This window comes from Aeromonas sp. 602200 (assembly GCF_049173895.1).
Taxonomy (GTDB): domain Bacteria; phylum Pseudomonadota; class Gammaproteobacteria; order Enterobacterales; family Aeromonadaceae; genus Aeromonas; species Aeromonas veronii_A.
The window spans coordinates 224,267-249,180 of sequence record NZ_JAAKSL010000003.1; the positions used below are offsets into that span (position 1 = coordinate 224,267).

The following is a 24,914-nucleotide window of genomic DNA, read 5'->3' on the forward strand; positions in this document are numbered from 1 at the left end:
TTATCACAAAAATCCCCGGGGATGGGCAGGTTATCTCAAGGATTCTCGGGGTAATCGGCGCTGAAACGGGGTTAGATGGCCATAAAGTATGAGGTGACGCACAAGTTGACTTGAATCTTGGCGGCAATGGCCGTTTACTATGCCGCCATAACAGATGGCCGTTACATCCCGAGTGGCGACCATTACAGCGATACCGTCGGCCCTGTACGTCGCCATAACATAAGGGGTTGCTCGATGAGCTGCCCTCACAGTCCCTGAGCGTGGGAGAGAAGATAATGACAACCTTAAGTCCGGAAGCCTTGCTGGTCAGGGCTGCCCTCGAAGCCCAGGGACTGGAAACCCCCCTGGTCACCAACGAGCTTAACAGCCAGCAGAAGCGGGAGAAGATCGAAGGCCATATGCGCTCCATCATGGAGACGCTGGGGCTGGATCTGGCCGATGACAGTCTGGCCGAGACGCCGCATCGCATCGCCAAGATGTACGTCAATGAGATCTTCTCCGGCCTCGATTATTCCACCTTCCCCAAGGTGACAGTGATCGAGAACAAGATGCAGGTGGACGAGATGATCATGGTGCGGGACATCAGCCTCACCAGCACCTGCGAGCACCACTTCGTCACCATCGACGGCATGGCTCATGTGGCCTATATCCCTCGAGGCAAGGTGATTGGCCTGTCGAAGATCAACCGCATCGTGCAGTTCTTTGCCCGCCGTCCCCAGGTGCAGGAGCGGCTCACCCAGCAGATCCTGCTGGCGCTGCAGACCCTGCTCGGCACCAAGGATGTGGCCATCAGCATCAAGGCGACCCACTACTGCGTCAAGGCGCGCGGGGTGATGGATTCGACTTCTTACACCACCACCACCTCCCTCGGTGGGGTGTTCAAGACCCAACCCGATACCCGGGCCGAATTTCTGGGCGGCCTGCGCGGATAAGATGGCGGTTATTTTGTAACCGCCTTGCTGAATAAACGAGACGCCAGCAGCCATTGCTGGCGTTTTTCATTGGTTCTGGATGAGAGTGGTGGCCTGCAACGGCTTGGCCCGTGCGGCTTGCCTCATGCAAACGTTATGCATTTTTCCGATTTATTCATCTGAGCGGTATATTTAATCGAACACGAAAAAAACCTCGTTTTCACCTTACAAAAAGTAACCGGGCAGACTCTTTCCGAACCGTCACAATCCGGTTACTCTAGCGCCCCCTCACGGCTCTCGCTGCCGCTCATGGAATTCAGAGATATTCATCAAGGTTGGATGGTGCGCCACTGAACAGGTGGCCAGATAGTTCATGTCAGGAGGGCGTGAACCGGACGAGTGCTACGAATTTAACGACCACCAGGATATCCCATGAATACCAGTTCCATGACCATAGGTAAAAAACTCACCGCCGGCTTTGCCGTGCTCGGTTTGATGGTCGCCTTTATCGGCGGTTTTTCCCTTGTCCAGTTTGGCAACATGAATGATGTTGCCATCCGGTTTACCGACAGCATCTTGCCTGCGGTCAATCGCACCAGCGCGATCGGGGATTCTCTCGGTGAGTTGCGTCGTTATGAGCTGGGTTATTTCGTGGTGGCCGCCGAGCCGCTGAAAAGGGCTGAATATCGGAATATTGCCAGTCAGCAGCTTAACTCGATCGCGCAGCAGCTGATTGCCCATGACAAGACGATCTGGCCTGAGGATGTGGCGGAGCGCCGTACCTTCGATACGGTGAAATCTGACTGGGATCGTTACGTCGCCCTGCACCAGCGAGTCAAACAGCTGCAAGACAGCGATCAGCTTGCCGAAGCCCAACGCATCTTCCTTGAGGAGGGGGTTCCCCTTTACACCGCGCTGAGCAAGTCAGTGGCCTCCCTGATCCAGATTAACCATGGTTATGCGTCTGAATCCCGCAGTGACATTGTCGCCTCTTACCAATCCGCCAACCTGAGCGTCACCATCGCACTGGTGCTCGGTCTGATCCTTGTGGTGGTGCTCTCCGTGGTACTGACCCGCCAAATTCGCGACCCGCTGATCATGCTGGCCCGTCAGGCCCAGCGCATTGCCAATGGCGATCTGGGTCAGGGCGAACTGCAGCAGTGGATCCGTGACAGCCGCTTCAACCGCGACGAACTGGGTCAGCTGGGCTCCGCCATCAACCGGATGCAGGGTTCCCTCTCCGATCTGGTGAGCGAGATCGCCGGCTCCGTGAGCCAACTCAGCAGCGCAGTGGAGGAGGTGAGCGCCATCTCCAGCCAGTCTGCCAGCGGCATGGCTATCCAGCAGAACGAAGTCTCCCAGGTGGCGACTGCCATGAATGAGATGCAGTCCACCGTCAACGAAGTAGCCCGCAACACCACGGATGCCATGAGCGCCGCCAAGGATGCCTCCCGCACCTCCGCTGCTGGCAGCGAAGTGGTGCGCAGCTCGATTACCAGCATCGAAGAGGTGTCGGTCAAGATTGAACAGGCAGGCACAGTGGTACAGCAACTGGAGGCCGACAGCGCCAACATCAGCGTGGTGCTGGATGTGATCCGCGATATTGCCGGTCAGACCAACCTGCTGGCCCTTAACGCGGCCATCGAAGCGGCCCGTGCCGGTGAGCAGGGTCGTGGTTTTGCGGTCGTCGCCGATGAAGTTCGCTCCTTGGCACAGCGTACCCAGGACTCCACCGCCGAGATCAGCAAGATGATCGAGCTGTTGCAGAGCCGCGCCGCCGAGGCGGGCAACGCCATGCAGCTGAGTCGTCACCAGATGCAGGAGAGCGTCGGTCTGGCGCGGGACGCCGGCACCAGTATCGAGACTATCAATGGTGCCGTGGTGCGCATCACCGACATGAACACCCTGATCGCCACCGCCACCGAAGAGCAGAACGCGGTGACCGAAGAGCTCAATCGCAGCATCGTCAACATTCACAATGCCGCTGACGAGAATGCCCAGGGCGCTCATCAGATCGCCCAGGCTTGCGTCGAGCTGAGCAAGCTGGCCAACACCCTGCACCATATGACCCAGCGCTTCACCCTCTAAGGGTTGATGCATGGGTAACAGAAGGCCCCGCCAATTGGCGGGGCCTTGTTGTTTCTGTCGTTGTGGAAGGGCTCAGCTCAGTCCGACTATCTCGCCGTTCTCATCGATATCGATATGGCGATAGGCAGGCAAACTGCCCAGCCCCGGCATGGTCATGATGGGGCCCGCCAGCGCATAGACGAAGCCTGCACCGGCGCAGAGCTTCACCTCGTCGATGGGCACCTCGAAATCGGTCGGCACCCCTTTGAGGGCGGGGTCGTGGCTGATGGAGAGCGGCGTCTTGGCCACGCAGATGGGCAAGTGATCCCACCCTTCGGCAGAGAGTTGGGCCAGCTGCTGGCGGGCTTTATCGGAGATCTGCACCCCGCGACCGCCGTAGCCGCACTCCACCAGGGTCGCCAGCTTGGCGTCGAGGCTCGCCTCGTCGGGGTAGAGCAGTTTCACCTTACCTGGTTGCTCGCAGGCGGTGACCACGGCGCGGGCCAGCTCGCTGGCACCGGCACCACCCTGGGTGAAGGCGTTGGAGATGGCCGCGCCACAGGCACCGGCTTGCTGGGCTTCATGGGCCAGCAGCGCCAGTTCGGCCTCGCTGTCGGTGGGGAAGCGGTTGATGGCGACCACCACCGGCATCCCGTAGCGGCGGGCGTTCCGGATATGCCAGGCGAGGTTGGCGCAGCCTTGCTTGAGGGTTGGCAGATCTTCCCCCTGCAGGCTGGCTGGCAGTGGCTGGCCCGGTCGGATATCGAGCAGACCGCTGTTGGCTTTGAGGCCGCGCACCGTGGCCACCAGCACCACGCAGGCGGGGGTAATACCGGATTGGCGGCTCTTGATGTTGAAGAACTTCTCCAGCCCCATGTCGGAGCCAAAACCCGCCTCGGTCACCACATAGTCGGTCAGGCCAAGGGCGATGCGATCGGCGATCACCGAGGAGTTGCCGTGGGCGATATTGGCAAAGGGACCAGCGTGCACCAGCACCGGCGTCTGCTCGGTGGTTTGCATCAGGGTCGGCTGCAGCGCGTCTTTCAGCAGCACCGTCATGGCGCCCGCCACTTCCAGCTGCTCGGCAGTGATGGGCTTGCCGTGGATATCGCGGGCCAGCTGGATGCGGCCGATGCGCTGACGCAGGTCTTTCAGATCGCTCGCCAGCGCCAGAATGGCCATCAGCTCGGAAGCGGCGGTGATGACGAAACGATCGCTGCGTTCCACACCATCGGCAGCGCCCCCCTGTCCAATCGTGAGGTGGCGCAGGGCGCGGTCATTCATGTCGAGGGTGCGCGGCCAGAGGATGTTGTCAGCATCGATATCGAGCCGCGGCAGGCCGGTTTTGGCGGTGAACTGGTCGCCGAGTTTGCGCTCATGGAACAGCCGGGCATCGAGGGCTGCTGCCGCCAGATTGTGAGCCGCCGTCAGAGCGTGAAAATCGCCGGTGAGGTGGAGGTTCATCTCCTCCATCGGCACCACCTGAGCGTGGCCGCCACCGGCAGCGCCCCCCTTGACCCCGAATACCGGCCCGAGGCTCGGCTGGCGGATAGTGGCGATGCTGGGCTGGCCGATATGGTTGAGCCCCATGGAGAGGCCAAGGGTGGTCACCGTTTTCCCTTCTCCGAGCGGGGTCGGGGTGATAGCGCTCACCAGTACCAGCTTGCCGCGCTGTGTGGGTTGAGACGTGAGCAGGTCGATGCTGAGTTTGCCTTTGTAGTGGCCATGAGGGCTGAGCAGGTGTTGGGGGATGGCGAGGCGTTCGGCCAGCGCGTGGATTGAGAGACGGGGGGACTGGCGGGAGATCTCGATATCGCTTAGCATCAGCACCTCGTTGGCATATCGGGGTAAAATATGCGGCGCAGTCTAGTGGAATATAACGGGTAATCCAATGACGAAAACGATTTTATTTGGTGATGGTGAGGTTCGTCAGAATCCTGTTCTGCTGGATCTCAACGCACTCTATCATCCCCCCAAGCAGCCGATGACGGCGCTGGGGATTGTCAGCGCGCTGGTGCCGTTGTTCGGTTTCGGCTGGCAGGCGATGACCCAGGACCCCGAAACCCAGCTGCGCCACGAGATCCGCAAACGGGTCAACAAGCACAAGACCGACGAGGCAAACCTCATTTTGATCCTGCAGCTGGCCGCCATGTTTGACTGCCCCGAGATTGAAGTGGCGCTCCCCTATGCCCTCAGTGAGCAGCAGTTGTCGGTTGTCCGCACCCGTTTGCCACGCTGGCAGTTGCACCCCGAGCAGGAGCGTCTGCTAGCCAAGCTCACCCCTGTTGCCGCATCCACCACCGCATCCGGCCAGCGTTAGGTTTCAAGCCGGACTAGCAGGCCGTACCCTCTGCTCTGGCAATCAGGTCGGCGCATCCCACTGCTGCGGGGCGAGATAGCGCTCCTGCACGAACTCGATAAAGCAGCGCACCTTGGCCGAGACGAAGCGGCGGTGCGGATAGACCGCATAAAGTCCCACCTCTCCCTTGTCCCACTCCGGCAGCAGGCTGACCAGCTGCCCTGACCGTAGCGCCTCCCCCACGATAAAGGTGGGCTGCAATATGATGCCCTGATCATCACAAGCGGCGCGGGTCAGCGCCACCCCGTTGTTGGCCCGCAGTGGCCCCTGTGGCCGGATGCTCTGCTGCTCGCTTCCCCGTTTGAAGTGCCACTCCGGCTGGGTCAGGGTGTAGATCAGACAGTCGTGCTGCTTGAGATCCTCGGGTTTTTCCGGTCTGCCCTTGCGCGCAAGATAGGCGGGGCTGGCGCAAAGCTCGACCCGAATGGTGGCAAGCTGGCGCGCCACCAGCGAGGAGTCGCCGAGGTGGCCGATCCGCAGCGCCAGATCGAACCCCTCTTCCACCAGCGCTACCCGCCGGTCGCTGTACTCGATATCGAGCTTGAGATCGGGAAAGCGCTGGCGAAACAGCGGCAGGGTGGGGGAGAGGTGCAGATAGCCAAAATCCATCGGCACCGAGAGCTTGAGGGTGCCGTTCGGCTGCTGGTTGTGGTGGGTCAGCTGGCTGTGGGTCTCTTCCAGCTCCGCCAGCAGGGCGAGGGAGCGCTGGTAGTAGAACTGGCCCGCTTCGGTGGGATTGACCTGACGGGTGGTGCGCGACAGCAGTCGGGTGGCGAGGGACTCCTCCAGCTGCTGCATCAGCTTGGAGGCCATGGCGACCGAGATGCCGAGCTGGTTGGCGGCCTTGGTAAAGCTCTGGCACTCCACCACCTTGATAAAGGTACGCATGGCGGCGATCTGGTCCATTTTCCATCCTCAGTAAATAATGAATTTAATAAATCACTGATTATTCATCTTCAGAACGAGGTTAGCATTTTAACCACTGATGTGAACCCCAAGATGAAGGAACGAACGGATGAAAATGACCAAGGCTCTGCTGGCCTCCTGCCTGTTTATGGCTACCCCTCTGATGGCGGCGGATTACGATGTGGATGCGGCGCACACCACTGTGCAGTTCAAGGTGGGTCACCTGGGCTTCTCCGAACTGGTGGGTCGCTTCAACACCTTCAGCGGCACCTTCAGCATGGATGACGCCAACCCGGCGGCCGCCAAGGCGAGCTTTGAAGTGGATGCCGCCAGCGTCGACTCCAATCACGAAGCCCGCGACAAGCACCTGCGCAGCCCTGACTTCCTCGACGTGAAGCAGTATCCCAAGATGACCTTCGTCAGCTCCTCTTACGAGGGCACCAAGGATAAAGGCGTGCTGAAAGGGACTTTGACCCTGCACGGAGTTTCCAAGGAAGTGGCTTTCGAACTGGTCAAGATCGGCGAGGGCAAGGATCCCTGGGGCGGCTACCGCAGCGGTTTCAACGCATCCACCACCATCAAGCGCAGTGACTTTGGCGTGAGCTACATGCTGCCCGGCATTCCGGACGAGATGAGCATCAATCTGTTTGTTGAAGGCGTGCGCAAGTAATGGGCGCTTCACTTCTGCTGCAAACCCTGGCGGCTCCTCTGGGAGCCGCTTTGCTGTCGTGGCGCTGGCCACGGCTGGGCTATCTCTGGGGCGCACTGGCGATCTGGCTGGTGGGATCCTTGCTGGGCGGAGCCTATGGTCTGCCGGTCAAGGCGTGGCAGTGGCTGCCGCTGACCCTGCTGGTCCCCGTCATCGCGGCTCAGGTGAGCGATCAACGCGGCTCGCTGCTGCTCTTTGCCGTGTTCAGTGCGCTGGTGTGGTGGCAGGGATTGGCCTCGGTACTGGCGAGTGAACCCGGGATCTGGCTGGCGCTACTGCCCGCCATCCTCTGGTTTGGTTGGTGCGGTCTGCGCGGTGACAGCCGCGAAGGGCTCGGGTTTGCCCTCGGCTTTATCTGGCTGGCGCTGGTGATCGGCATCGATGGCAGCCTGCTGATTGCCCAGTTGGCCGGTGCGCTGGCCGCTTTCGCCGGTTTTCGCGCCCTGCTTGCCACCTTTGTTGGCATCAAGGTAGCCCCAGCCGGTCTGGCGCTGGCCCTCGCCTTCGTCCAGATGCTGGCCTGGCAATATGTGGAGGTGCCGCTGGTGGTGTTGCTGCCGGTCTGGTTGCTGCCGCTGCTGGAGTGGGCGTTACGTGACAAACCCTGGCCAGTGCGTTGGAGTGGGCTGATCCTGCTCGCTGCCGCGGGAACCGGGCTCAGCCTATGGTGGGTCTGGCCTGCTGCTTCTTTGTACTGATACTTGTGTGGAAAATGGTCAAATGGCGCCATTTTTGCATACCTGCTCATACTCTTGGCAGATAATGATTGAGCCCCCTATGTGTTTCAGATAAAAAGGATTTTCATTTTATTTGGACACACACAGAACCCGGCCGCGCCGGGTTCTGTTTGCCTGCTTTGCGGCACATAAGGAGGCCACAGTTGCGCAGTCAAGGATCTGAGCATCTGTTTTTTCGCCATTTCACCGGACAGGGACGTATCGACGGTCTCTGCATTCTGCTGGTCACTCACCTGCTTCCCGATCGCCCCCGTTTTATCGATGCCCTCGGTCAGATTGGGCGGATTGGCGCGATTTTACCCAAACCGAAATCGGTACACGGACCTACCTTCGAGTGGGTATCCCGGCACTATCCGGTACTGCCCCTCAACCGGCACTGGACCAATGATCCCGACAGCATAATCCAGCAGATTGCGCCGCTGGTGGCCCCCCACGAGCGGTTGCTGATCCTCGATATTGGCGGTTACTTTGCCAAAACCCAGGTGATCTTGAGTGAATACTTCGGGCCCCGTTTCCTCGGGGTGGTGGAGATGACCGAGAACGGCCATCAACGCTATGAGCAGGAGGTGCTGGCGACCCCGGTGGTGTCGGTGGCACGCAGCCCCCTCAAGCAGGCCGAGGATATCCAGATTGGTTTGAGCGTGGTCTACTCCGCGGAGTCGCTGGCTCGTAATCTCAACCGTACTTTCAACGTCTGCGAAGCCGTGCTGTTTGGCTATGGCAAGGTGGGGCGCAGCATCGCCCGCGACCTGCGCTGTCGCAACCTCCATCTCGGGCTGGTGGAGACCGATGTGCTGCGACAGGTCGAAGCGCTCTCTCACGGTTTTCGCCTGATCACCAAGGCCGAGGCGTTGAGCCGTGCCGAGCTGGTGATCTGCTCTACCGGCAACGGCTCGCTGGACTTGGCGGATCTGCAGGCGCTGCGCCCCGGCACCATGGTGGCCTCGGTCACCTCGGCTGACGACGAGTTCGCCTTCTCGCTGGCCCAGTTGCCGTGGCCGAGCGAAGAGGTGTGCCCCCATGTGCTGGCCCTCAACCGGCCGGATGGTACCCAGATCTACCTGCTCAACCGGGGCGAGGCGGTCAACTTCGTCCATGGCGCCGTGATTGGTGAATATGTCTATCTGGTGCTGGCGGAGATCATGGAAGGGATCCGGATGCTGGCGGCAGGCCCTCTTGCACCCGGCCTGTTCGAGCTGCCAGAATCGGCGATGCGTACTATTGCCCGCCATTGGCTGGCCGATTTTCATGGGGTTGATCAGCACTGATTTGACCGAATCGAGATCGGCCATTGGGTGGCGGTACGCCACTTCCTGCCATTGGCCGCTTTTTTTATGGAGTCACTCATGACCGAGTCTGAAACCCTGATCAGCAAACCCCGCATCGAAATCCGCTACTGCACCCTCTGTCGCTGGATGCTGCGCGCCGCCTGGCTGGCGCAGGAGCTGCTCTCCACCTTCGACAGCGATCTTGGGGAGGTGGCGCTGGTGCCGGCCAGCAAGGGGGAGTTCCGCATTCTGGTGAACGGGGTGCAGGTGTGGGATCGGGTGGCCGATGACGGCTTCCCCGAGGCCAAGGAGATCAAGCAGCGGGTGCGTGACGTCATCGCCCCTGAGCGGGATCTCGGCCACTCGGATCGCAAGGCGGCCGAGTAACGCCAGATGGGCCGAGCGCCTCGAAAAGGTGCTGAGCATGAGAGCGAAAGGAGAGGGAGGCGATGGCCTCTCTCTCCTTTTTTACCTTTGGCTGTTTGCCTGGCGCCAGTAGGGTTATAAGCGCGGCTCGGCCAGATGGCTGCCGATATAGCGGTCACGCTTGTGGGACTTGATGCGACTCACATCGACCCACACCAGCCCGTCGATGCAGTGGTTGAAGTCGGGGTCGATGCCAAAATCCATAAACTGGACGCCGCCCGGCTCGCACAGCTCGGAATACTGCTTGTAGAGGGTAGGGATGGCGCAGCCCAGATTGTCGAGACGGGCCTTGAGTGCTTTGAGATCGGCGCCGTAATCCACCCCTTCGAACAGAGGCTGCGTCTCGGGGTAGGGACGGCGGGAGGGGGCTAGCGCCAGCTCGGGGGCAAAGTGCTGGCGGTAGAAGCTAACCAGCAGATTCTTGGCCGCCGGCGGCAGGCTGCCGGAGAGCGACACCGGGCCAAACAGGTAGCGGTAGCGGGGATAGCGGGCCAGATAGGCACCGATGCCGAACCAGAGATAATCGAGCCCCCGCTTGCCCCAGTAGGCGGGCTGGATAAAGCTGCGGCCAAGCTCGATGGCCTGCTCCAGCCGGGGCAGCAGCTTATCCTCAAAGCCGAACAGGGTGTGGCTGTAGAGGCCATCCTTCCCCTTGCTGGCCAGCAGCTCGGCCACAGGGGCGAACCGGTAGGCACCGATAATATCGAGCCGGGCCGGATCCCAGAGGATCAGGTGGTGATAGTCGTTGTCAAAGCCATCGAGATCCCGCCGCTTGCCAGACCCTTCCCCCACAGCGCGAAAGGCGATCTCCCGCAGCCGCCCCAGCTCGCGCAGGATCACCGAGTGACTCAGTTCATGGCGGCGATAGAGGTAGATCCCCTGACCATCCGGGGTGGTGCCGAGCTGTTCGCAGCTTTCGATGGCCTGTTTGAGCTGGCGGCGATCCTCCGGCAGGGCGATGGGGGCCTCGGTCTGCAGGCGCCCTGCCTTGCCACGGCCAATCCGGTAGAGGTGGTTGCGCACCAGCCGCGCCGCCGTCTTGGCGGGCAGCTCCTGATAACTGCCGAGCGGAATGCGCGCCCCTATGGTCACCGGCAGGGTTTGCCCCTGCTGGCGAAACAGCTGGCGTACCAGCAACAGGGCGGAGGCGGGCTTGTTGAGCCAGGAGGCGAGATAGAACCAGAGGCTGTTGCGCCCCCCCAGATGGATGGGCACCAGCGGGGTGCGGGTGCGCTGGGCCAGTTTGATAAAGCCTGCCTGCCAGGGGCCATCTTTCACCCCCTTGAGGCCAAGCCGCGAGACTTCACCTGCGGGGAAGATCACCAGCGCCCCTTCATGGGCGAGGTGTTCATTCATAGCGAGGATGGCCTGTCGATCGGTCTTGCCCTCCATATTGTCTACCGGCAATAGCAGAGGGCGCAGCGGCGCGAGCTGGGCCAGCAGCTGGTTGGCGACGATCTTCACATCGGGTCGGATGCGGCCGAGCAGTTGCAGCAGCGCCAGTCCGTCCAGCGAGCCGATGGGGTGGTTGGCGACAAGAATGACCCGGCCGCTGGCGGGAATATGCTCGAGTTGCGCCTCGCTGACCCGATAGTCGAAATCGAGTTGGGTCAGCGCCTGCTCGACAAAGTCGAGGCCGCGCAGGTGCGGGTAGCGGGTGGCAAAGTCGGCAAAGGCACGTTCGTTGAGCAGCCAGCCCAGCAGCCGCTTTAACAGCGGGGTGAGCAGGGGGTAGCCAAGCAGGCGGGGGAAGTGCTGGGTCAGCAGGGTATCGATAGTGAACATCTGGGGGGCTCCGGCGATCCGTTGCTCCCAGCATGATGTGACACTGTTCCCGCGACATGTCAGCGGGATGACAGTTTGATGGCAGCGGCGGCCAGTTGCTCCTGAGCGACCCTCCCCGGTTTCCCTTTCTTGATGGGTGATGGCCAGATAGCAAGGGGGGAGCCGGTTAACCGGCTCCCCCCCCTCGGTGGTCGTGGTAAGGATAGCGACTCGATTAGCCGCGCCAAGCCGCGGTGAGGCGCACCAGCTCCACCAGGGTGGCGACCGATTTCTCCATGGATTGCAGCGGGATGAACTCGTGCTTGCCGTGGAAGTTGTGGCCTCCGGTGAAGAGGTTGGGGCAGGGCAGACCCATAAAGGAGAGACGGGCGCCATCGGTACCGCCGCGAATGGGCTTGATCTTCGGCACCACGTCGGCGGCCTCCATGGCGGCCTTGGCGAGCTCGACGATATGCATGTGCGGCTCGATCTGGCTGCGCATGTTACGGTAGCTGTCGGTCAGGGTCAGCTCGATGCGGGCCTTCGGATACTCGGCCTGCAGGGCGGCCACCCGGTTCTGCATCTCGGCTTTGCGCGCGGCGAAGTGCTCGTCGTCGAAGTCACGGATGATGTAGTGCAGGGTGCTCTCCTCCACGGTGCCGCTCATCTGGGCCAGATGGAAGAAGCCCTCATACCCGTCGGTGCACTCCGGGGTCTCGTCGGCTGGCATGGCGGCGTGGAAGCGGGCGGCCAGGGTTTGGCTGTTGATCATGCTCCCCTTGGCGGTGCCGGGGTGGACGTTATTGCCGATAAAACGAACCGTGGCGCTGGCGGCGTTGAAATTTTCATACTCCAGCTCGCCCAGTTCGCCGCCATCCACGGTATAGGCCCACTTGACCGGGAATCTCTCCAGCGGGAACAGGTTGGCGCCACGGCCAATCTCCTCATCCGGAGTAAAGCCGACCCAAATATCGCCGCGGGGGATCTCGGGGTGGACCTGCAGGTGGTCGATGGTAGTGAGGATCTCGGCGATGCCCGCCTTGTCGTCGGCACCAAGCAGGGTGGTGCCGTCGGTGGTGATGAGATCCTGACCCAGGTAGTTTTTCAGGAAGCGGTAGTCACGAATGGCGAGCACCTCGTCACCCTTGCCAAGGCAGATGTCGCCGCCCTGATAGTTTTCGATGATTTGCGGTACTACGTGCTCCGCCTCGTAGTCGGCGGTGTCCATGTGGGCAATCAGGCCGATAGCGGGGGCGTCCGGCTGGTTGCCCGGCAGGCAGCCGGTGAGGTAGCCGTGCTCATCCAGGGTGACCCGGGTTAGCCCCAGCGCCTTCATCTCTTCTTGCAGGGCACGGGCAAAGATCAGTTGGCCTTCGCTGCTGGGGCAGGCTGGATTGGTCTCATCGGAGCGGGTATGAAAAGTTACGTAACGCAGAAAACGCTCAAGCAGGGTATCCATTAGTCAGCCTCTAACCGATTGTGAGCGGTCATTGTGGCCAATCCGTGCGGGGCACTCATTGCGTCAGCGCAGGTTTTTCCCATTTTTTGACGCAAGGGAAGAGCGGCGAATGTGCGGCGCGCGGGGCAACGTCCGGGAGGGAGATCGCATAAATGTGGCATTTATTGCGATATTTAGGCGCTGGCGGTGGCGACCAAATTCCCCTCAGCGACCGCACAGCAAGGCGTCAGCCCAATCATGGCGTTTTCACACACTTTTCAAGGGGAAACCGGGCTGTCGCATAACCTGCGCCATCCCAGAGCCCGCCTGCCCGCCAGCAAGATTTGATCGACTTATTAAAAGGGGATTTTGAACACTATTTTTTATTGTCACTGCCCGCGGTAAGTGTGTACACTCCGCGCCGATCCAAGGGCAACCCTGAAGCAGGCAGAGCCGCCAGAAACCCGACCGATCATACGCCTATAGGGCGAGGCACGCAGAAACGACAGACACTGCTGGGGAATGGTTTCTTTAATACCGGTTAGGCTCCGGTATCAGGGAGAACAACAGACTCTCATCCTTCATTTGACCGAGTGGGCCACCGGCTCATCATCTTCCCTTGTCATGGGCGGTCACTGATGGTGAGGTGGGCTGTGGTTGTTGTCGTCTATCAACACGCATGCGTGCTGGCGCCTTCGCTTCTCTTCCTTGGAACCCTCTCCTTCTGTCGGGATCGCTGCCGAATGATGAACTGACGGCGTGGCTGATGTCGTCTGTCATCAAAGTACCGCGGCGCTACGGCATAGTGGCACCGCATACCGTTGAGCTTGATGTAAAGCCACCAGCCCCACATCAAGACTCGTTACTTCCCCAAGATCCACCAGGCAGCCTCTGGCTTGCCGCGATGTGCAAAGGGTTGGTTTGGGTGGCTGCGTCTCGTGATAGCAGCGCTCGCCGTACTCTGCACTAGATGGTCTGGATGTGATTGAGGGTAACGAAGGCGACTTTGGGTCGCTCATTTGCGAGGCATAGCCCATGACTAACTGGTCCAGCAAGGACTCCTTGAAGGTCTACAACGTTCCCTACTGGGGTGCGGGTTTTTTCAATATCAATGACGCCGGTCATGTGACCGTCGCCCCCGACAAATCACGCCCTGACGCGCATATCGTGCTCTCTGACGCCATCGAACAGTTGCGTCAGTCCGGGCTGACCACCCCCGTGTTGCTGCGCTTCCCTGACATCCTCAAGAGTCGGGTCGATGCGCTGTTCAACGCCTTTGGTCAGGCCATCGAGAAGTCTGGCTATGAAGGGGACTACCTCTGCGTTTACCCGATCAAGGTAAACCAGCAGCGTCGTGTCATCGAGACCATCAGCCAGTCCTACAGCGACAAGCCCCGGCTTGGCCTGGAAGCTGGTTCCAAACCGGAACTGCTGGCCGTGCTGTCCCATCACCATGAGCAAGGCTCGGTGATCGTCTGCAACGGTTACAAAGACCGCGAATATATCCGCCACGCCCTCTTGGGCAACCTGATGGGCCACAAGGTCTACATCGTGGTGGAGAAGCCCTCCGAGCTGGAAATGGTGCTGGACGAGTCAGCTCGTCTCAACATCAAGCCCAACATCGGGGTGCGTGCCAAGCTCGCCTCCACCGGCTCCGGCATGTGGGAATCGAGCGGTGGCTCCATGTCCAAATTTGGTCTCTCCGCCTCCCAGATCCTGGCGCTGATCGAACGTCTGCGCGGGCTGGGCAAGCTGGATTGCCTGCAACTGCTGCACTTCCATCTGGGCTCCCAGATCGCTAATATCCGCGACATTCAGGGCGGCATACGCGAGTGCGGCCGTTTCTACGCTGAACTGCGTCGCCTCGGTGCCAACATCGAAGTTGTGGACGTCGGTGGCGGCCTGGGGGTGGACTACGAGGGAACCCGTTCCCAGAGCCACTGCTCCGCCAACTACAGCCTCTCCGAGTACGCCAACAACGTGGTATGGGGCATCGGCGATGTCTGCCGCGAGTTCGATCTGCCGCACCCGACCATCATCAGCGAGTCTGGCCGTGCCCTGACCGCCCACCACGCCGTGCTGGTCACCAATATCATTGGTGCCGAAGGGGTGGAGATGAACGACATCAGCGCGCCGGACGAAGATGCACCGACCATTCTGCAGAACATGTGGAAAGGCTGGCTGGATCTGCGCAGCGAAGATCCCTCCCTGCTGGAGATCTTCCATGACTCGGTGGCAGATTTGGGTGACGTGAATACCCAGTACACCATGGGCCTCTTGAACCTTGAACAGCGTGCCTGGGCCGAGATGCTGCACCAGAACACCTGTCTGGCACTCAAAGAGATGCTCAACCCGGTCAACCGCAACCACCGTGCGCTGGCTGACGAGCTGAGTGAAAAGCTGGCGGACAAGTGCTTTGCCAACTTCTCACTGTTCCAGTCCCTGCCGGATGCCTGGGGTATCGGTCAGGTATTCCCGGTGATGCCGCTGGCCGGTCTCGATCGTCCGCTTAGCCGTCGCGGTATCCTGATGGATATCACCTGTGACTCCGACGGTCAGGTCGAGCACTATGTCGACGGTCTGGGGGTCGAGAGCACCCTGCCAATGCCGGTCTACGGCGAGAACGAAGAGTGCCACGTTGGCTTCTTCCTGGTCGGTGCCTATCAGGAGATCCTGGGCGACCTGCACAACCTGTTCGGTGACACCCACTGCGCGGAAGTGTGGCTGGACGAAGAGGGCAAGATGGACATTCGCAACGTGGTGCGTGGCGACACCGTCGACCAGCTGCTGCGTTACGTCAACATCGACCCGTCCGTGATCCGCGAGAACTACCAGCGGATCGCCGCTCACCCGGCGCTGGACGATGCCACTCGCAAAGCCCTGCTCGACGAGCTGGAGCTGGGCTTGCAAGGCTACGCCTATCTGGAAGACGAATAAGCCTTCTGTTTGCCCCTCGCTTTTGAGGGAAAATGAAAAACGGCGCCTGCGGGCGCCGTTTTTGTTACCGGGGGCCATCCGGCGATTTGACGGGGCACTCGGCCCGTCTTCATTCGGATAACCGATGGTGGCTCGGGGCATCCGCAGGCCACAGATCTGGCAGATATCAGTCCCTTTCAGCTGCTTCCCTTGATCTGCATCAAGCTTGAACCTCGGTGGTTATTTTACGGTCAGGAGTGATGTTGATGGGATGTAACAAAAGGATGTGCATATGGAACTGAAAAGGGACCCGAGATGCTATACCGACGTCTGTATCGACGGTAAGTGGTATCACTACGACCACTGCAGCACCAACGTCTATATGCTGATGGGGGGCGCTGCGCCGAGCCTTCAGCTGGCCTATGAGCCGAGCAGCGAAGAGGAGCTGATCGAGATGCTCCAGCAGCTGGGGCGCTTCTGACTTACCGAATTGATGTCTTGCCATATGGCCATCGGGCGCGTTGCCACGATGGCCACCACTCTTCACCGCGGTGCCTTATCTCAGCGGGTTTTATTGCCCAATAACCCCTTGCCAATCTCCAGCATGGCGACGGCCGCGGCGTAGCTGCTATCGGACTTGCCTATCTCATCCGCTACATAGAGAAAATTGGATTGGTACTTCTCGACGGCCTCCCGTGGAGTGGTCGCGTCAATAAAGTCCTCCTCCACCTCGAATCCTTGGGTCAGCAGTGCCGCCTTTTCACTCAGAAAAGTCGGAGACGCCATGTCGATAAAGGTGTATTGCTGCCGATTGGACGCCGGAATGGTAAAAAACTGGTATCTGGCCATGGGTAAACCCTCGCTTGAAGCGGGTGATAGATGACGTGACGCTGGTTTTAATCTGTGGCTCGCAGGCGGCTTGGTTTCCCTCGACATCGCAGACCGTGCGTGTCGGGAATGCCGCATTTTGTTTTCGTTCGAGACTACTTTGTTGGCGTTTGCCCGGCAAGTGGGCCGCAGAGATTTTCTGGATGATCCGAGCAACCGAGATGTTGTGGGCAGGGGCGAGACCGGGATAATGCCGGGCTCACGTTGAGCCCGGCTTGTCAGCGCTCTGTTACAGCACGAAGCTCTGTACCATGGCGCGCAGCTGTTCGGTGAGCTGGTGGATCTGGCGGGCGGCATCGCGGGCGGCGTTGGCCACTTGCAACGCCTCGTCGCTGCCATCGGAGATGCGCACCACGTTGCGTTCGATCTCGTTGACCACGGCGCCCTGCTGCTCGATGGCGCTGGCGATGATGGCGTTGGTATCGACCATCCGATCCACCTTCTCGGTGATGGCGCCAAAAGCCTGTTTTGCCTCCTGCGCCAGCCCGACCCCCTCCTGCGCTTCATGGCTGACCGCCGACATGGCGGTGACCGAGGCGCGGGCACCGGATTGCAGCTGTTCAATCATCTGCTGGATCTCGACGGTGGCCCCCTGGGTGCGGTTGGCAAGAGATCGCACCTCGTCGGCCACCACCGCAAAGCCGCGACCCTGCTCACCGGCCCGGGCCGCTTCGATGGCAGCGTTGAGGGCGAGCAGGTTGGTCTGTTCGGCGATGCCGCGGATCACGCTGATGACGCCACCAATCTGACTGCACTGCTGCTCCAGCTGGCCTATGGTGTCGGCGGTGCGCAGCACCTCGCGGTTGATATGATCGATGGCCTTGATGGTGCGCTCCACCACATCCTCGCCCTGACCGACCACGTTTTGCGCCTCCTGGGTCATGCGGGCGGCTTGCAGGGCGTTGCCCGCCATGTCTTGTGAAGTCGCAGCCAGCTCCTTGATGGCGGTAGCGACCTGATGGGTCTCCCCTTGCTGATCGGCAATGACCTCCTGCGAGCGGCAGGTGCGCGCTTCGATCTCGGTAGCGCTCTCCACTACTGTGACGCCATTTTCCCGCACTCGCAACATCAGGGGGCGCAGGGTCTCCAGGGTCACGTTGTAATCCCGGCTGATGGCGGCCAGCTCGTCCTGACCGACGATCTCGATATGCTGGCTGAGATCCTGGGCGTTGACCCGGGCAGCGATATCACGCACCCGCCCTACGGTGTCGCGCAGGGAGAGATAGGCGCCGATCATCAGGTAGAGGTAGAGCAGCAAGCTGGCGGTCAGCGGCGCTGTGACCCACCAGAAGTGGCGTTGGTTGGCGGCCAGCCGCTGATGCAAGTCGGCCTCCAGCCGCTGGCGTACCTGGCCTGCCAGTGCGGTGATGGCCTCGTCCATCTTATCCCCTAGTGCCTGCACCTCCTTGGTGGAAAGCTGCACCAGCTGATCCTTCATCATCTTGTTTTCCATGGTCTCGACCCCCTGACGCACCAGCTGTATCAGAGCATCGGTCTGCTGACCCAGCTCGGCGCGGTAGGCCGGTTCAATCTGGTAGAGCAGGGTCAGATCTGCCTCCAGCTCTTGCAGGGTGGCGCTGATAAGGTCTAGACGAAAACGCAGGCCGCTGTAGCCCTCGGCCTGAAACAGGCCGAAATCGGCGATGGTGGCGGCGCGATCCCGCACCTGAGCCAGCAGGTCGCGCAGCTGCGGCAACCGCTCGCTGGCGAGGATCACCATGTAGTAGGTACCGAGCGCCGGATCCTGGATCAGGCTGCTACTGGCAGTAATGTGCTTGTAGAGGTGGCGCACCTCGGTCAGCAGCTTGTCGTGGCGCAGGTTGCTCTGCTCCACTTCCAGCTTGCCCGCTTCACTCTGCAGGGCGGCCCAGCCCTGCTGGATCACCTCAAAGGAGGGGTTGTTCTGGCGGGTGTCGGCAAAGGCTTGCAGGCTCTGATCAACGGCTTGTGCGGCTGCATTGACCTGATCATCACCGACCGGATCCACCTCATGGGCGTGACGGGTCACCAGATTGCGATGGGTCAGCAGCGCCTGCTCGATAGCGGGCACGGGGGCGAGATTGACCACTCCCGCCAGCTCGCTGTTGGCCTGCGCGTTGTCATCCTGCAGCCGCCCCAGCAGATTGGTCATGCTGTAGGCCAGTGGCAGCAGCATCAGACAGGACCAGAGCAGGAATTTGTATTTGAAGGAGAGCTGATTGCCCAGCCGGATGGCGGGGTTGAAAATCCATCTCATGTTAAGCCTCGATACCTGAGTGCGGGCGTGAGTCGTGTTGCCTGAATAGTACTCCGAGCGGCCTCCCTTGGGTGATGGCCGGTTGCAAGTTGTGATCCCCTTGGCTTTTTACTTCCGGGCGGGGGCGCCGTCAGCCGAGCCAATAGAAAACGGGCCACCCGAAGGTGGCCCGAAGTCGATAAGGAGGGCGTTTGCAATCGATCAGTTGAACGCCAGGAAGGGCGAGACACAGAGCAGTAGGCCAGTGACGATGATGATGTAGAGGGAGGTGCCCTTGTACTTGTGCAGCGCCGGTACCTGATAGACCAGATAAGCCGGGATGAGGCAACCCACCATGCCGAAGATGGGGCTGCAGATGGAGGTGAAGCTCAGTACCGGTGCGTTGAGCACGATGGCCCCCCAGGAGAGCATGACGGTAAACACCATGATGCCCTTACCCACCAATCCCTTGTTGATGCGGTTTTCCGGCAGCACCCGGCGCAGCAGGTTCATCGCCAGACCCTGACAGGCTTCACGAAAGCCCAGATAGACGCCGAAGTAGGCGGTCATTACCGCAAAGATGTTGAGGGTGAGGCTCAGGAGCTTGAGGGTCTGGCCGGGCATCCCCTGGGCTACCATCGCCAGCGCGGAGATGTTCTCCTCGGAGGCTTTAACCGCCTGATCGTGGCCCATGGCCAGAGTGAAGGAGACCGCGTAGAAGAACACCACCACGAACAGGATGCCGAAGGCGATATTCATGGCGCGCATCGCCTTGAAGCGGGCCACTTCCAGCGACTTTTCCCGCGAGCGGTAGGAGATCACCATGGGGCTCAGGCTCTGGATAAAGAGGATGGAGGTGAGGGTAAAGGGCAGCATGATGATGGCATCCTTCATCCAGTCACCGGCGGCGGGCATGGCGGTGATGTTGGCCGCATCCCACTTGTCCACCATCATCAGGCCGAGCACTGCGACCACGCTGATCTTGGTCAGCACCATAAAGGTGGAGATCTTGAACAGCAGGTTCTCGCCGCGCGAGGCCAGAGCCACCAGACCGCATATCAGCACCAGACCGTAGAGCGGGTTTTCGGAGAGCAGGCCGTCGGTGACACCGAAGCTCTGCAGGAAGGAGGCGCTGTCATTGGTGATGGCGGTGGAGTAGACGAAGACCCAGATTACCAGCATCACGAAGTAGAGGGCGCCGAGCAGCACACCCCAGTTCTTGCCAAGGTAGCCGGTGATGACGCTGGGGTAATCCTTGCACTCCGGCGAAGTGGCCAGGGTGTTGATAAAGAGGCGCTGGAACATGTACATGGCGGGGTAGCCGATCACCGCCGAGAGCAGAAAGACCCACAAGCCCATCAGACCCACCTGTACCGGCAGGAAGACGATCCCTGCGCCGATGGCCATGCCGATGCTCATGATGATCCAGCCCCAGTCGGTGCTGTCGAAGCGAACCGCTTCTTTCCATTCCAGCGTGCCCATCACGGGGCTGGCGAGTGTAGTGCTATGCGCGTCCATTAAAACCTTCTTTTTTGTAGGGATGTGGGAAAGCGGCGCAAATATAGTTGAATGAAACTGTCATAAACAATGCCCATAAGAGTACTTTTGTTCAAATCAGGATGGTGATCACGGTTTATATTGAGGCCGAAAGGTGCCTTTAAACGCCATTTTTGTATCTTTTTGTTGAATGGATAAAATAAAAAGCAAATAATGTTGAACGGAATGAGATTCATGATTGCAAAAAAAATTGCACAAACAGGAGTGGCTATATGAAACGCATCATCACAGCAGCAGCGGCACCTGACGCTATCGGTCCCTACAGCCACGGCACTGCCTATGGCGACCTTATCTTTACCTCCGGTCAGTTGCCGGTCTGCAAGCAACAGGGGGGTGTGGTGGAAGGGGGGATTGCCGCCCAGACCCGCCAGTCACTGGAAAACCTGAAATCCGTGCTGGAAGCCGCTGGCGGCTCGCTGGATACCGTGCTCAAAACCACCTGCTACCTCGCCGAGATCAGCGATTTTGCCGCGTTCAACGAGGTCTATAAAGCCTATTTCCAGAAAGATTGTCCGGCGCGCAGCTGCTTCGCAGTGAAGGATCTGCCGATGGGCGTCAAGGTTGAAGTGGAAGCGATCGCCCATATCGCTCGTTAATGCTGATAAAAAGGTTCAAGTGATGAAACAAGCGTGGCAGCAGTATCTGCAGATTATTCAACAGGTTGTCAAACCAGCGCTGGGTTGTACCGAGCCAATAGCCGCCGCCTATGCCGCGGCGGTCGCCACCCGGCAACTGGGCTGTGAGCCCGGTCGCCTCGAGGTTGCGGTGTCAGACAATCTCTATAAAAACTCGATGGGTGTCTATGTGCCGGGCACCGGCAAGATCGGTCTGGCTATTGCGGCTGCGGCCGGAGCCATCGGTGGCAACGCCGATGCCGGGCTGGAGGTGCTGGCCGCGATCCAGCCAGAACAGGTGGATCGTGCCCAGCAGCTGATCGATGCCGGCAAGGTGCAGGTGAGCCGCACCGCCGCCCCCGAGTTTATCTTCTGCCGCGTGACCGTTTATGGCACTGATGAAAAGGGTGAAGAGCACAGTGCCGAAGTGACCCTGTGCGGCGGTCATACCCGCATCGTCGAGCAGCGCCGCGATGGCGAGGTGACCTTCACCGCCGATCAGAGCCAGGGCGGCGCCACCGGTTCCATCTGCGATGGCGTCGATATCAGCATCGCCGCCATCTACGAGTTCGCCACTCAGGTGGAGTTCGAGCAGATCAGATTCATCCTCAAAGCCTCCGAGCTTAACGGCAAGCTCTCTGCCGAGGGGATGAACAACCCCTATGGCCTCGAGATTGGCCGCACCATGCAGCAGAACATCGATGCCGGTCTTATCGGCGAGGATGTGATGAACCGCATCGTGATGATGACGGCGGCCGCTTCCGATGCCCGCATGGGGGGCGCGACCCTGCCAGCCATGAGCAACTTTGGCAGCGGCAACCAGGGCATTGCCGCCACCATTCCGGTGATGGTGATTGCCGAGCGCTTTGCGGCCAGCGAAGAGCAGCTGGCTCGCGCCCTCATCATGAGCCATCTGGGCGCCATCTATATCAAGTCCCACTATCCGCCGCTGTCGGCCTTCTGTGGCAATACCGTGACCAGCGCGGCCGCGTCCATGGCCATGGTCTATCTGGCGGGCGGCAGCTTCGAGCAATCCTGCTTCGCCATCCAGAACGTGCTGAGCGACAGTGCCGGCATGGTGTGCGACGGGGCGAAAGCCTCCTGCGCCATGAAGGTGAGTACCTCCTCCGGTGCGGCGGTGCGCGGCTTCCTGATGGCCCTCAACAGCCACTCGGTGTCGGGGCAGGGGATCGTCGCCGGTGACGTGGATCAGACCATCCGCAACGTCGGTCAGATGGTGAAGGAGGGCATGTCTGCCACAGACAGCACCATTATTGATATCATGTCCGCCTGATGTCCCTGTCGGTTGCTGCCCGGCGCCCATTGTCCGGCAGCAACCCTTGCAAGAAGGTCCCATTGTGAAGCTGCAAGAGTTGAGTCCGAGCGATTTTGAGATCCTCAAGTCGATGGAGAACATAGTGGACGGCATCGCCGCCATGTATGGCCAGCACACCGAGGTGCTGCTCCACAGTCTGGATGCGCGCAATCCCTCGATCGTCAAGATTGCCAACGGCCATATCACCGGCCGCAGTGTCGGCGCCCCCATCACCAACCTGGCGATGATGAAGCTCAAGAGCGGGCAGGATATCTCCAGCCCCTACATGACCAAGTGCGCCACCGGCAAGACCCTGCGCTCCATCACCACCGTGATCCGCAACGGGGAGCACAGGGCCATCGGGTTGCTCTGCATCAACAGCGACATGGATGCCCCGTTGCAATCCGTGTTGCGCACCATGATGCCGGAGTGCATGCACCCCCATGAGAGCCATGCCACCCCGGAGGTGTTCGCCCGCAACATCGACGAAGCGCTCAACAGCACTATCGACACCGTCAGTGCCGAGGTGCGTGGCAACGAGGCGGTGCCTCCGTCCCAGAAGACTCGGGTTATCGTCAACCAGCTGCACGACATGGGGATCTTCGAGTTAAAAGACAGTGCCCAGATTGCGGCGCGCCAGCTCGGGATCTCGGTCCACTCCATCTACCGCTATCTGCGGGAGATCAAGAAGGGCTGAGCCGATACACTCTGGCCAAATTGGCAGCAAACGGGTCAGCCTTGACCCGTTTTTTACGCCCGCTTTAGCCTCTCTATTTGGACCATCCTTCGGGCTCATCTGCTATCATCATCCCCCCTTGTATTTTTCTATCTCTCTGAACGTGCTGGAGAAATCATGTCTCGACTCATCTATCTGCTGCGCCACGGCCAGACCCGCTTCAATGCCGAGCAGCGTCTGCAGGGGCGTTGCAACTCCGATCTGACCGACAAGGGTGAGGCGCAAGCCATCGCCATGGGGCGGCGGCTTGCCGCCGAACTGGCGGATCCCGCCCGCTGGATCGTCTATGCCAGCCCGCTCGGGCGTGCCCGTCAGACTGCGCTGCTGGTGTGCGAGCAGTTGGGACTGACGGCAGATCGCATCGTCTGGGACGATCGCTTGATGGAGCTGGGGATGGGGGAGTGGGAGAGTTGCCAGATCCCGGCGCTGCGTCTTGCCCACCCCGAGCTCGATACCGGCAAGGGGGACTGGTATCTGCAGGCACCGGGGGCCGAGAGCTTCGAGAGCATTCAGCGCCGGGCACACCTGTGGTTGCAGGATCCCGCCATCGCCGAGCGGGCCATTGTTATCTCCCACGGTCTGCTCGGTGCCATGCTGCGCGGCGTCTATGCCGATCTCGACTATGAGGCGACCTGGTCACAGGAATTGCCGCAAGATGCCTTATATAAGCTGCAGGATGGCCACATCACCCGCATTGCCTGCTAATTGCCGTGAGGTGGCACCATGGCATGGACCATGATTGCCACCTTCGGATGCCCATTTTTGCCGCAGTTCAACACATCAGAGCACCTTATCGCGGCAAGATGAGGTATCTTATGCCCCGATTTCATCCATTAAACGGATCCGAGACCCCATATGATCATCAAACCCAAGGTTCGCGGCTTTATCTGCACCACCACTCATCCGGTCGGTTGTGAAGCCAATGTTCGTCGCCAGATCGCTTATACCAAGGCCAAGGGCACCATCGAGAATGGTCCCAAGAAGGTGCTGGTGATCGGCGCTTCCACCGGTTATGGCCTGGCCTCCCGGATTGCGGCTGCCTTCGGTAGCGGCGCCGCCACCCTCGGCGTCTTCTTTGAAAAAGCGGGCACCGAGTCCAAGACCGGTACCGCCGGCTGGTACAACTCTGCCGCCTTCGACAAGGCAGCCAAAGAGGCGGGCCTCTACGCCAAGAGCGTCAACGGCGATGCCTTCTCCAACGAGTGCCGCGCCAAGGTGATTGAGCTTATCAAGCAGGATCTGGGTCAAATCGATCTGGTTGTCTACTCCCTGGCCTCTCCGGTGCGCAAGATGCCGGAAACCGGCGAAGTGGTGCGCTCTGCCCTCAAACCGATCGGCGAGGTCTACACCACCACCGCCATTGATACCAACAAGGATCAGATCATCACCGCTACCGTCGAGCCGGCGAACGAGGAAGAGATCCAGAACACCATCACAGTGATGGGCGGTCAGGATTGGGAGCTGTGGATGGCTGCCCTGCGTGATGCCGGCGTGCTGGCTGACGGCGCCAAGTCCGTGGCCTACTCCTACATCGGTACCGATCTGACCTGGCCAATCTACTGGCATGGCACCCTGGGCCGCGCCAAGGAAGATCTGGATCGCGCCGCCGCCGCCATCCGTGGCGATCTGGCTGCCAAGGGCGGCACCGCTCACGTGGCCGTGCTCAAATCCGTGGTGACCCAGGCTTCTTCCGCCATTCCGGTGATGCCGCTCTATATCTCCATGGCCTTCAAAATCATGAAGGAGAAGGGCATTCACGAGGGTTGCATGGAGCAGGTAGATCGCATGATGCGCACCCGTCTCTACGCGTCCGACATGGCGCTGGACGATCAGGCTCGCATCCGCATGGATGACTGGGAACTGCGTGAAGATGTGCAGCAGACCTGCCGCGACCTGTGGCCATCTATCACCAGCGAGAATCTTTCCGAGCTGACTGACTACACCGGCTACAAGCAGGAGTTCCTGCGCCTGTTCGGTTTCGGTCTGGATGAGGTCGATTACGATGCGGATGTAAATCCGGATGTGAAATTCGACGTGGTCGAGCTCTGAGTCTGACTCAAGTGAAAACGGGGCCCCGCGGGGCCCTGT

21 protein-coding genes are annotated in these 24,914 nt (G+C 60.3%); 14 read left to right on the forward strand and 7 right to left on the reverse strand.

The features are described from left to right. Positions 1-275: 275 nt before the first annotated feature. A complete protein-coding gene (folE, locus tag G5221_RS06370) occupies positions 276-932 on the forward strand; it encodes a GTP cyclohydrolase I FolE (protein ID WP_042054628.1) in 657 nt (218 codons plus the stop codon). A 411-nt stretch (positions 933-1,343) separates the two neighbouring features. Beyond that, the gene (locus G5221_RS06375; RefSeq protein WP_227340980.1) at positions 1,344-2,999 is read left to right on the forward strand and encodes a methyl-accepting chemotaxis protein; all 1,656 of its coding nucleotides are present in this window, start codon (positions 1,344-1,346) and stop codon (positions 2,997-2,999) included. Positions 3,000-3,071: 72 nt separating this feature from the next. Here G5221_RS06375 and G5221_RS06380 read toward each other — a convergent pair whose 3' ends face one another. Further along, the gene (locus G5221_RS06380) at positions 3,072-4,802 is read right to left on the reverse strand and encodes a formate--tetrahydrofolate ligase (protein ID WP_227340979.1); all 1,731 of its coding nucleotides are present in this window, start codon (positions 4,800-4,802) and stop codon (positions 3,072-3,074) included. Positions 4,803-4,869: 67 nt separating this feature from the next. On the opposite strand from G5221_RS06380, the gene G5221_RS06385 reads away from it, so the two are divergent. Further along, the gene (locus tag G5221_RS06385; protein ID WP_216951727.1) at positions 4,870-5,298 is read left to right on the forward strand and encodes a hypothetical protein; all 429 of its coding nucleotides are present in this window, start codon (positions 4,870-4,872) and stop codon (positions 5,296-5,298) included. 42 nt (positions 5,299-5,340) lie between these two features. On the opposite strand, the gene G5221_RS06390 is transcribed toward G5221_RS06385, so the two are convergent. Next, positions 5,341-6,243, reverse strand: coding sequence for a LysR family transcriptional regulator (locus G5221_RS06390; protein WP_227340978.1), 903 nt, complete (start codon positions 6,241-6,243; stop codon positions 5,341-5,343). Positions 6,244-6,352: 109 nt separating this feature from the next. On the opposite strand from G5221_RS06390, the gene G5221_RS06395 reads away from it, so the two are divergent. The 4 genes from G5221_RS06395 to G5221_RS06410 all read left to right on the forward strand — a co-directional run bounded on the left by G5221_RS06395 (position 6,353) and on the right by G5221_RS06410 (position 9,344). Beyond that, a complete protein-coding gene (locus G5221_RS06395) occupies positions 6,353-6,913 on the forward strand; it encodes a YceI family protein (RefSeq protein ID WP_227340977.1) in 561 nt (186 codons plus the stop codon). Beyond that, on the forward strand, positions 6,913-7,650 hold the full coding sequence (locus tag G5221_RS06400) for a hypothetical protein (protein ID WP_227340976.1): 738 nt from the start codon (positions 6,913-6,915) through the stop codon (positions 7,648-7,650). Before G5221_RS06395 ends, G5221_RS06400 begins: the two co-directional genes overlap by 1 nt. A gap of 182 nt (positions 7,651-7,832) precedes the next feature. Beyond that, positions 7,833-8,957, forward strand: a complete 1,125-nt coding sequence (locus G5221_RS06405; protein ID WP_227340975.1) for an adenosylhomocysteinase — start codon at positions 7,833-7,835, stop codon at positions 8,955-8,957. A 78-nt stretch (positions 8,958-9,035) separates the two neighbouring features. Next, positions 9,036-9,344, forward strand: coding sequence for a SelT/SelW/SelH family protein (locus tag G5221_RS06410; protein WP_219264173.1), 309 nt, complete (start codon positions 9,036-9,038; stop codon positions 9,342-9,344). Between the two features lie 114 nt (positions 9,345-9,458). On the opposite strand, the gene G5221_RS06415 is transcribed toward G5221_RS06410, so the two are convergent. Both G5221_RS06415 and pepT read right to left on the reverse strand, forming a co-directional pair. Further along, positions 9,459-11,168, reverse strand: a complete 1,710-nt coding sequence (locus G5221_RS06415; protein ID WP_421262983.1) for a lysophospholipid acyltransferase family protein — start codon at positions 11,166-11,168, stop codon at positions 9,459-9,461. Between the two features lie 214 nt (positions 11,169-11,382). Then, positions 11,383-12,606: a peptidase T gene (pepT, locus tag G5221_RS06420; RefSeq protein ID WP_421262984.1), complete on the reverse strand. Its 1,224-nt coding sequence runs from the start codon at positions 12,604-12,606 to the stop codon at positions 11,383-11,385. 1,014 nt (positions 12,607-13,620) lie between these two features. Between pepT and speA the strand changes: the two genes are divergently transcribed. Next, positions 13,621-15,522, forward strand: coding sequence for a biosynthetic arginine decarboxylase (speA, locus tag G5221_RS06425; RefSeq protein WP_005344160.1), 1,902 nt, complete (start codon positions 13,621-13,623; stop codon positions 15,520-15,522). A gap of 271 nt (positions 15,523-15,793) precedes the next feature. Continuing rightward, positions 15,794-15,982 carry a hypothetical protein gene (locus G5221_RS06430; protein ID WP_005334402.1) on the forward strand — a complete coding sequence of 63 codons (189 nt, stop codon included), beginning with the start codon at positions 15,794-15,796 and terminating at the stop codon, positions 15,980-15,982. Positions 15,983-16,062: 80 nt separating this feature from the next. Here G5221_RS06430 and G5221_RS06435 read toward each other — a convergent pair whose 3' ends face one another. From G5221_RS06435 to G5221_RS06445, 3 genes are all read right to left on the reverse strand, one after another. Then, a complete protein-coding gene (locus G5221_RS06435) occupies positions 16,063-16,350 on the reverse strand; it encodes a hypothetical protein (RefSeq protein ID WP_005361772.1) in 288 nt (95 codons plus the stop codon). A 268-nt stretch (positions 16,351-16,618) separates the two neighbouring features. Then, positions 16,619-18,625, reverse strand: coding sequence for a methyl-accepting chemotaxis protein (locus G5221_RS06440; protein WP_227340972.1), 2,007 nt, complete (start codon positions 18,623-18,625; stop codon positions 16,619-16,621). A 201-nt stretch (positions 18,626-18,826) separates the two neighbouring features. Next, entirely contained in the window at positions 18,827-20,122 is a 1,296-nt protein-coding gene (locus G5221_RS06445) for an amino acid permease (protein ID WP_021229327.1), read from the reverse strand. Positions 20,123-20,373: 251 nt separating this feature from the next. Here G5221_RS06445 and G5221_RS06450 point away from each other — a divergent pair, with 251 nt between their 5' ends. The 5 genes from G5221_RS06450 to fabV all read left to right on the forward strand — a co-directional run bounded on the left by G5221_RS06450 (position 20,374) and on the right by fabV (position 24,875). Then, positions 20,374-20,757, forward strand: coding sequence for a Rid family detoxifying hydrolase (locus G5221_RS06450; protein WP_005344164.1), 384 nt, complete (start codon positions 20,374-20,376; stop codon positions 20,755-20,757). A gap of 22 nt (positions 20,758-20,779) precedes the next feature. Further along, positions 20,780-22,069 carry a serine dehydratase subunit alpha family protein gene (locus G5221_RS06455; RefSeq protein ID WP_421262985.1) on the forward strand — a complete coding sequence of 430 codons (1,290 nt, stop codon included), beginning with the start codon at positions 20,780-20,782 and terminating at the stop codon, positions 22,067-22,069. Positions 22,070-22,133: 64 nt separating this feature from the next. Further along, positions 22,134-22,787: a helix-turn-helix transcriptional regulator gene (locus tag G5221_RS06460; RefSeq protein ID WP_005334376.1), complete on the forward strand. Its 654-nt coding sequence runs from the start codon at positions 22,134-22,136 to the stop codon at positions 22,785-22,787. A gap of 156 nt (positions 22,788-22,943) precedes the next feature. Continuing rightward, positions 22,944-23,531 carry a histidine phosphatase family protein gene (locus tag G5221_RS06465; protein ID WP_227340969.1) on the forward strand — a complete coding sequence of 196 codons (588 nt, stop codon included), beginning with the start codon at positions 22,944-22,946 and terminating at the stop codon, positions 23,529-23,531. A 150-nt stretch (positions 23,532-23,681) separates the two neighbouring features. After that, positions 23,682-24,875 (forward strand): enoyl-ACP reductase FabV, encoded by a 1,194-nt coding sequence (gene fabV, locus G5221_RS06470; RefSeq protein ID WP_005361765.1) that lies wholly within the window; start codon positions 23,682-23,684, stop codon positions 24,873-24,875. Positions 24,876-24,914: the final 39 nt, after the last annotated feature.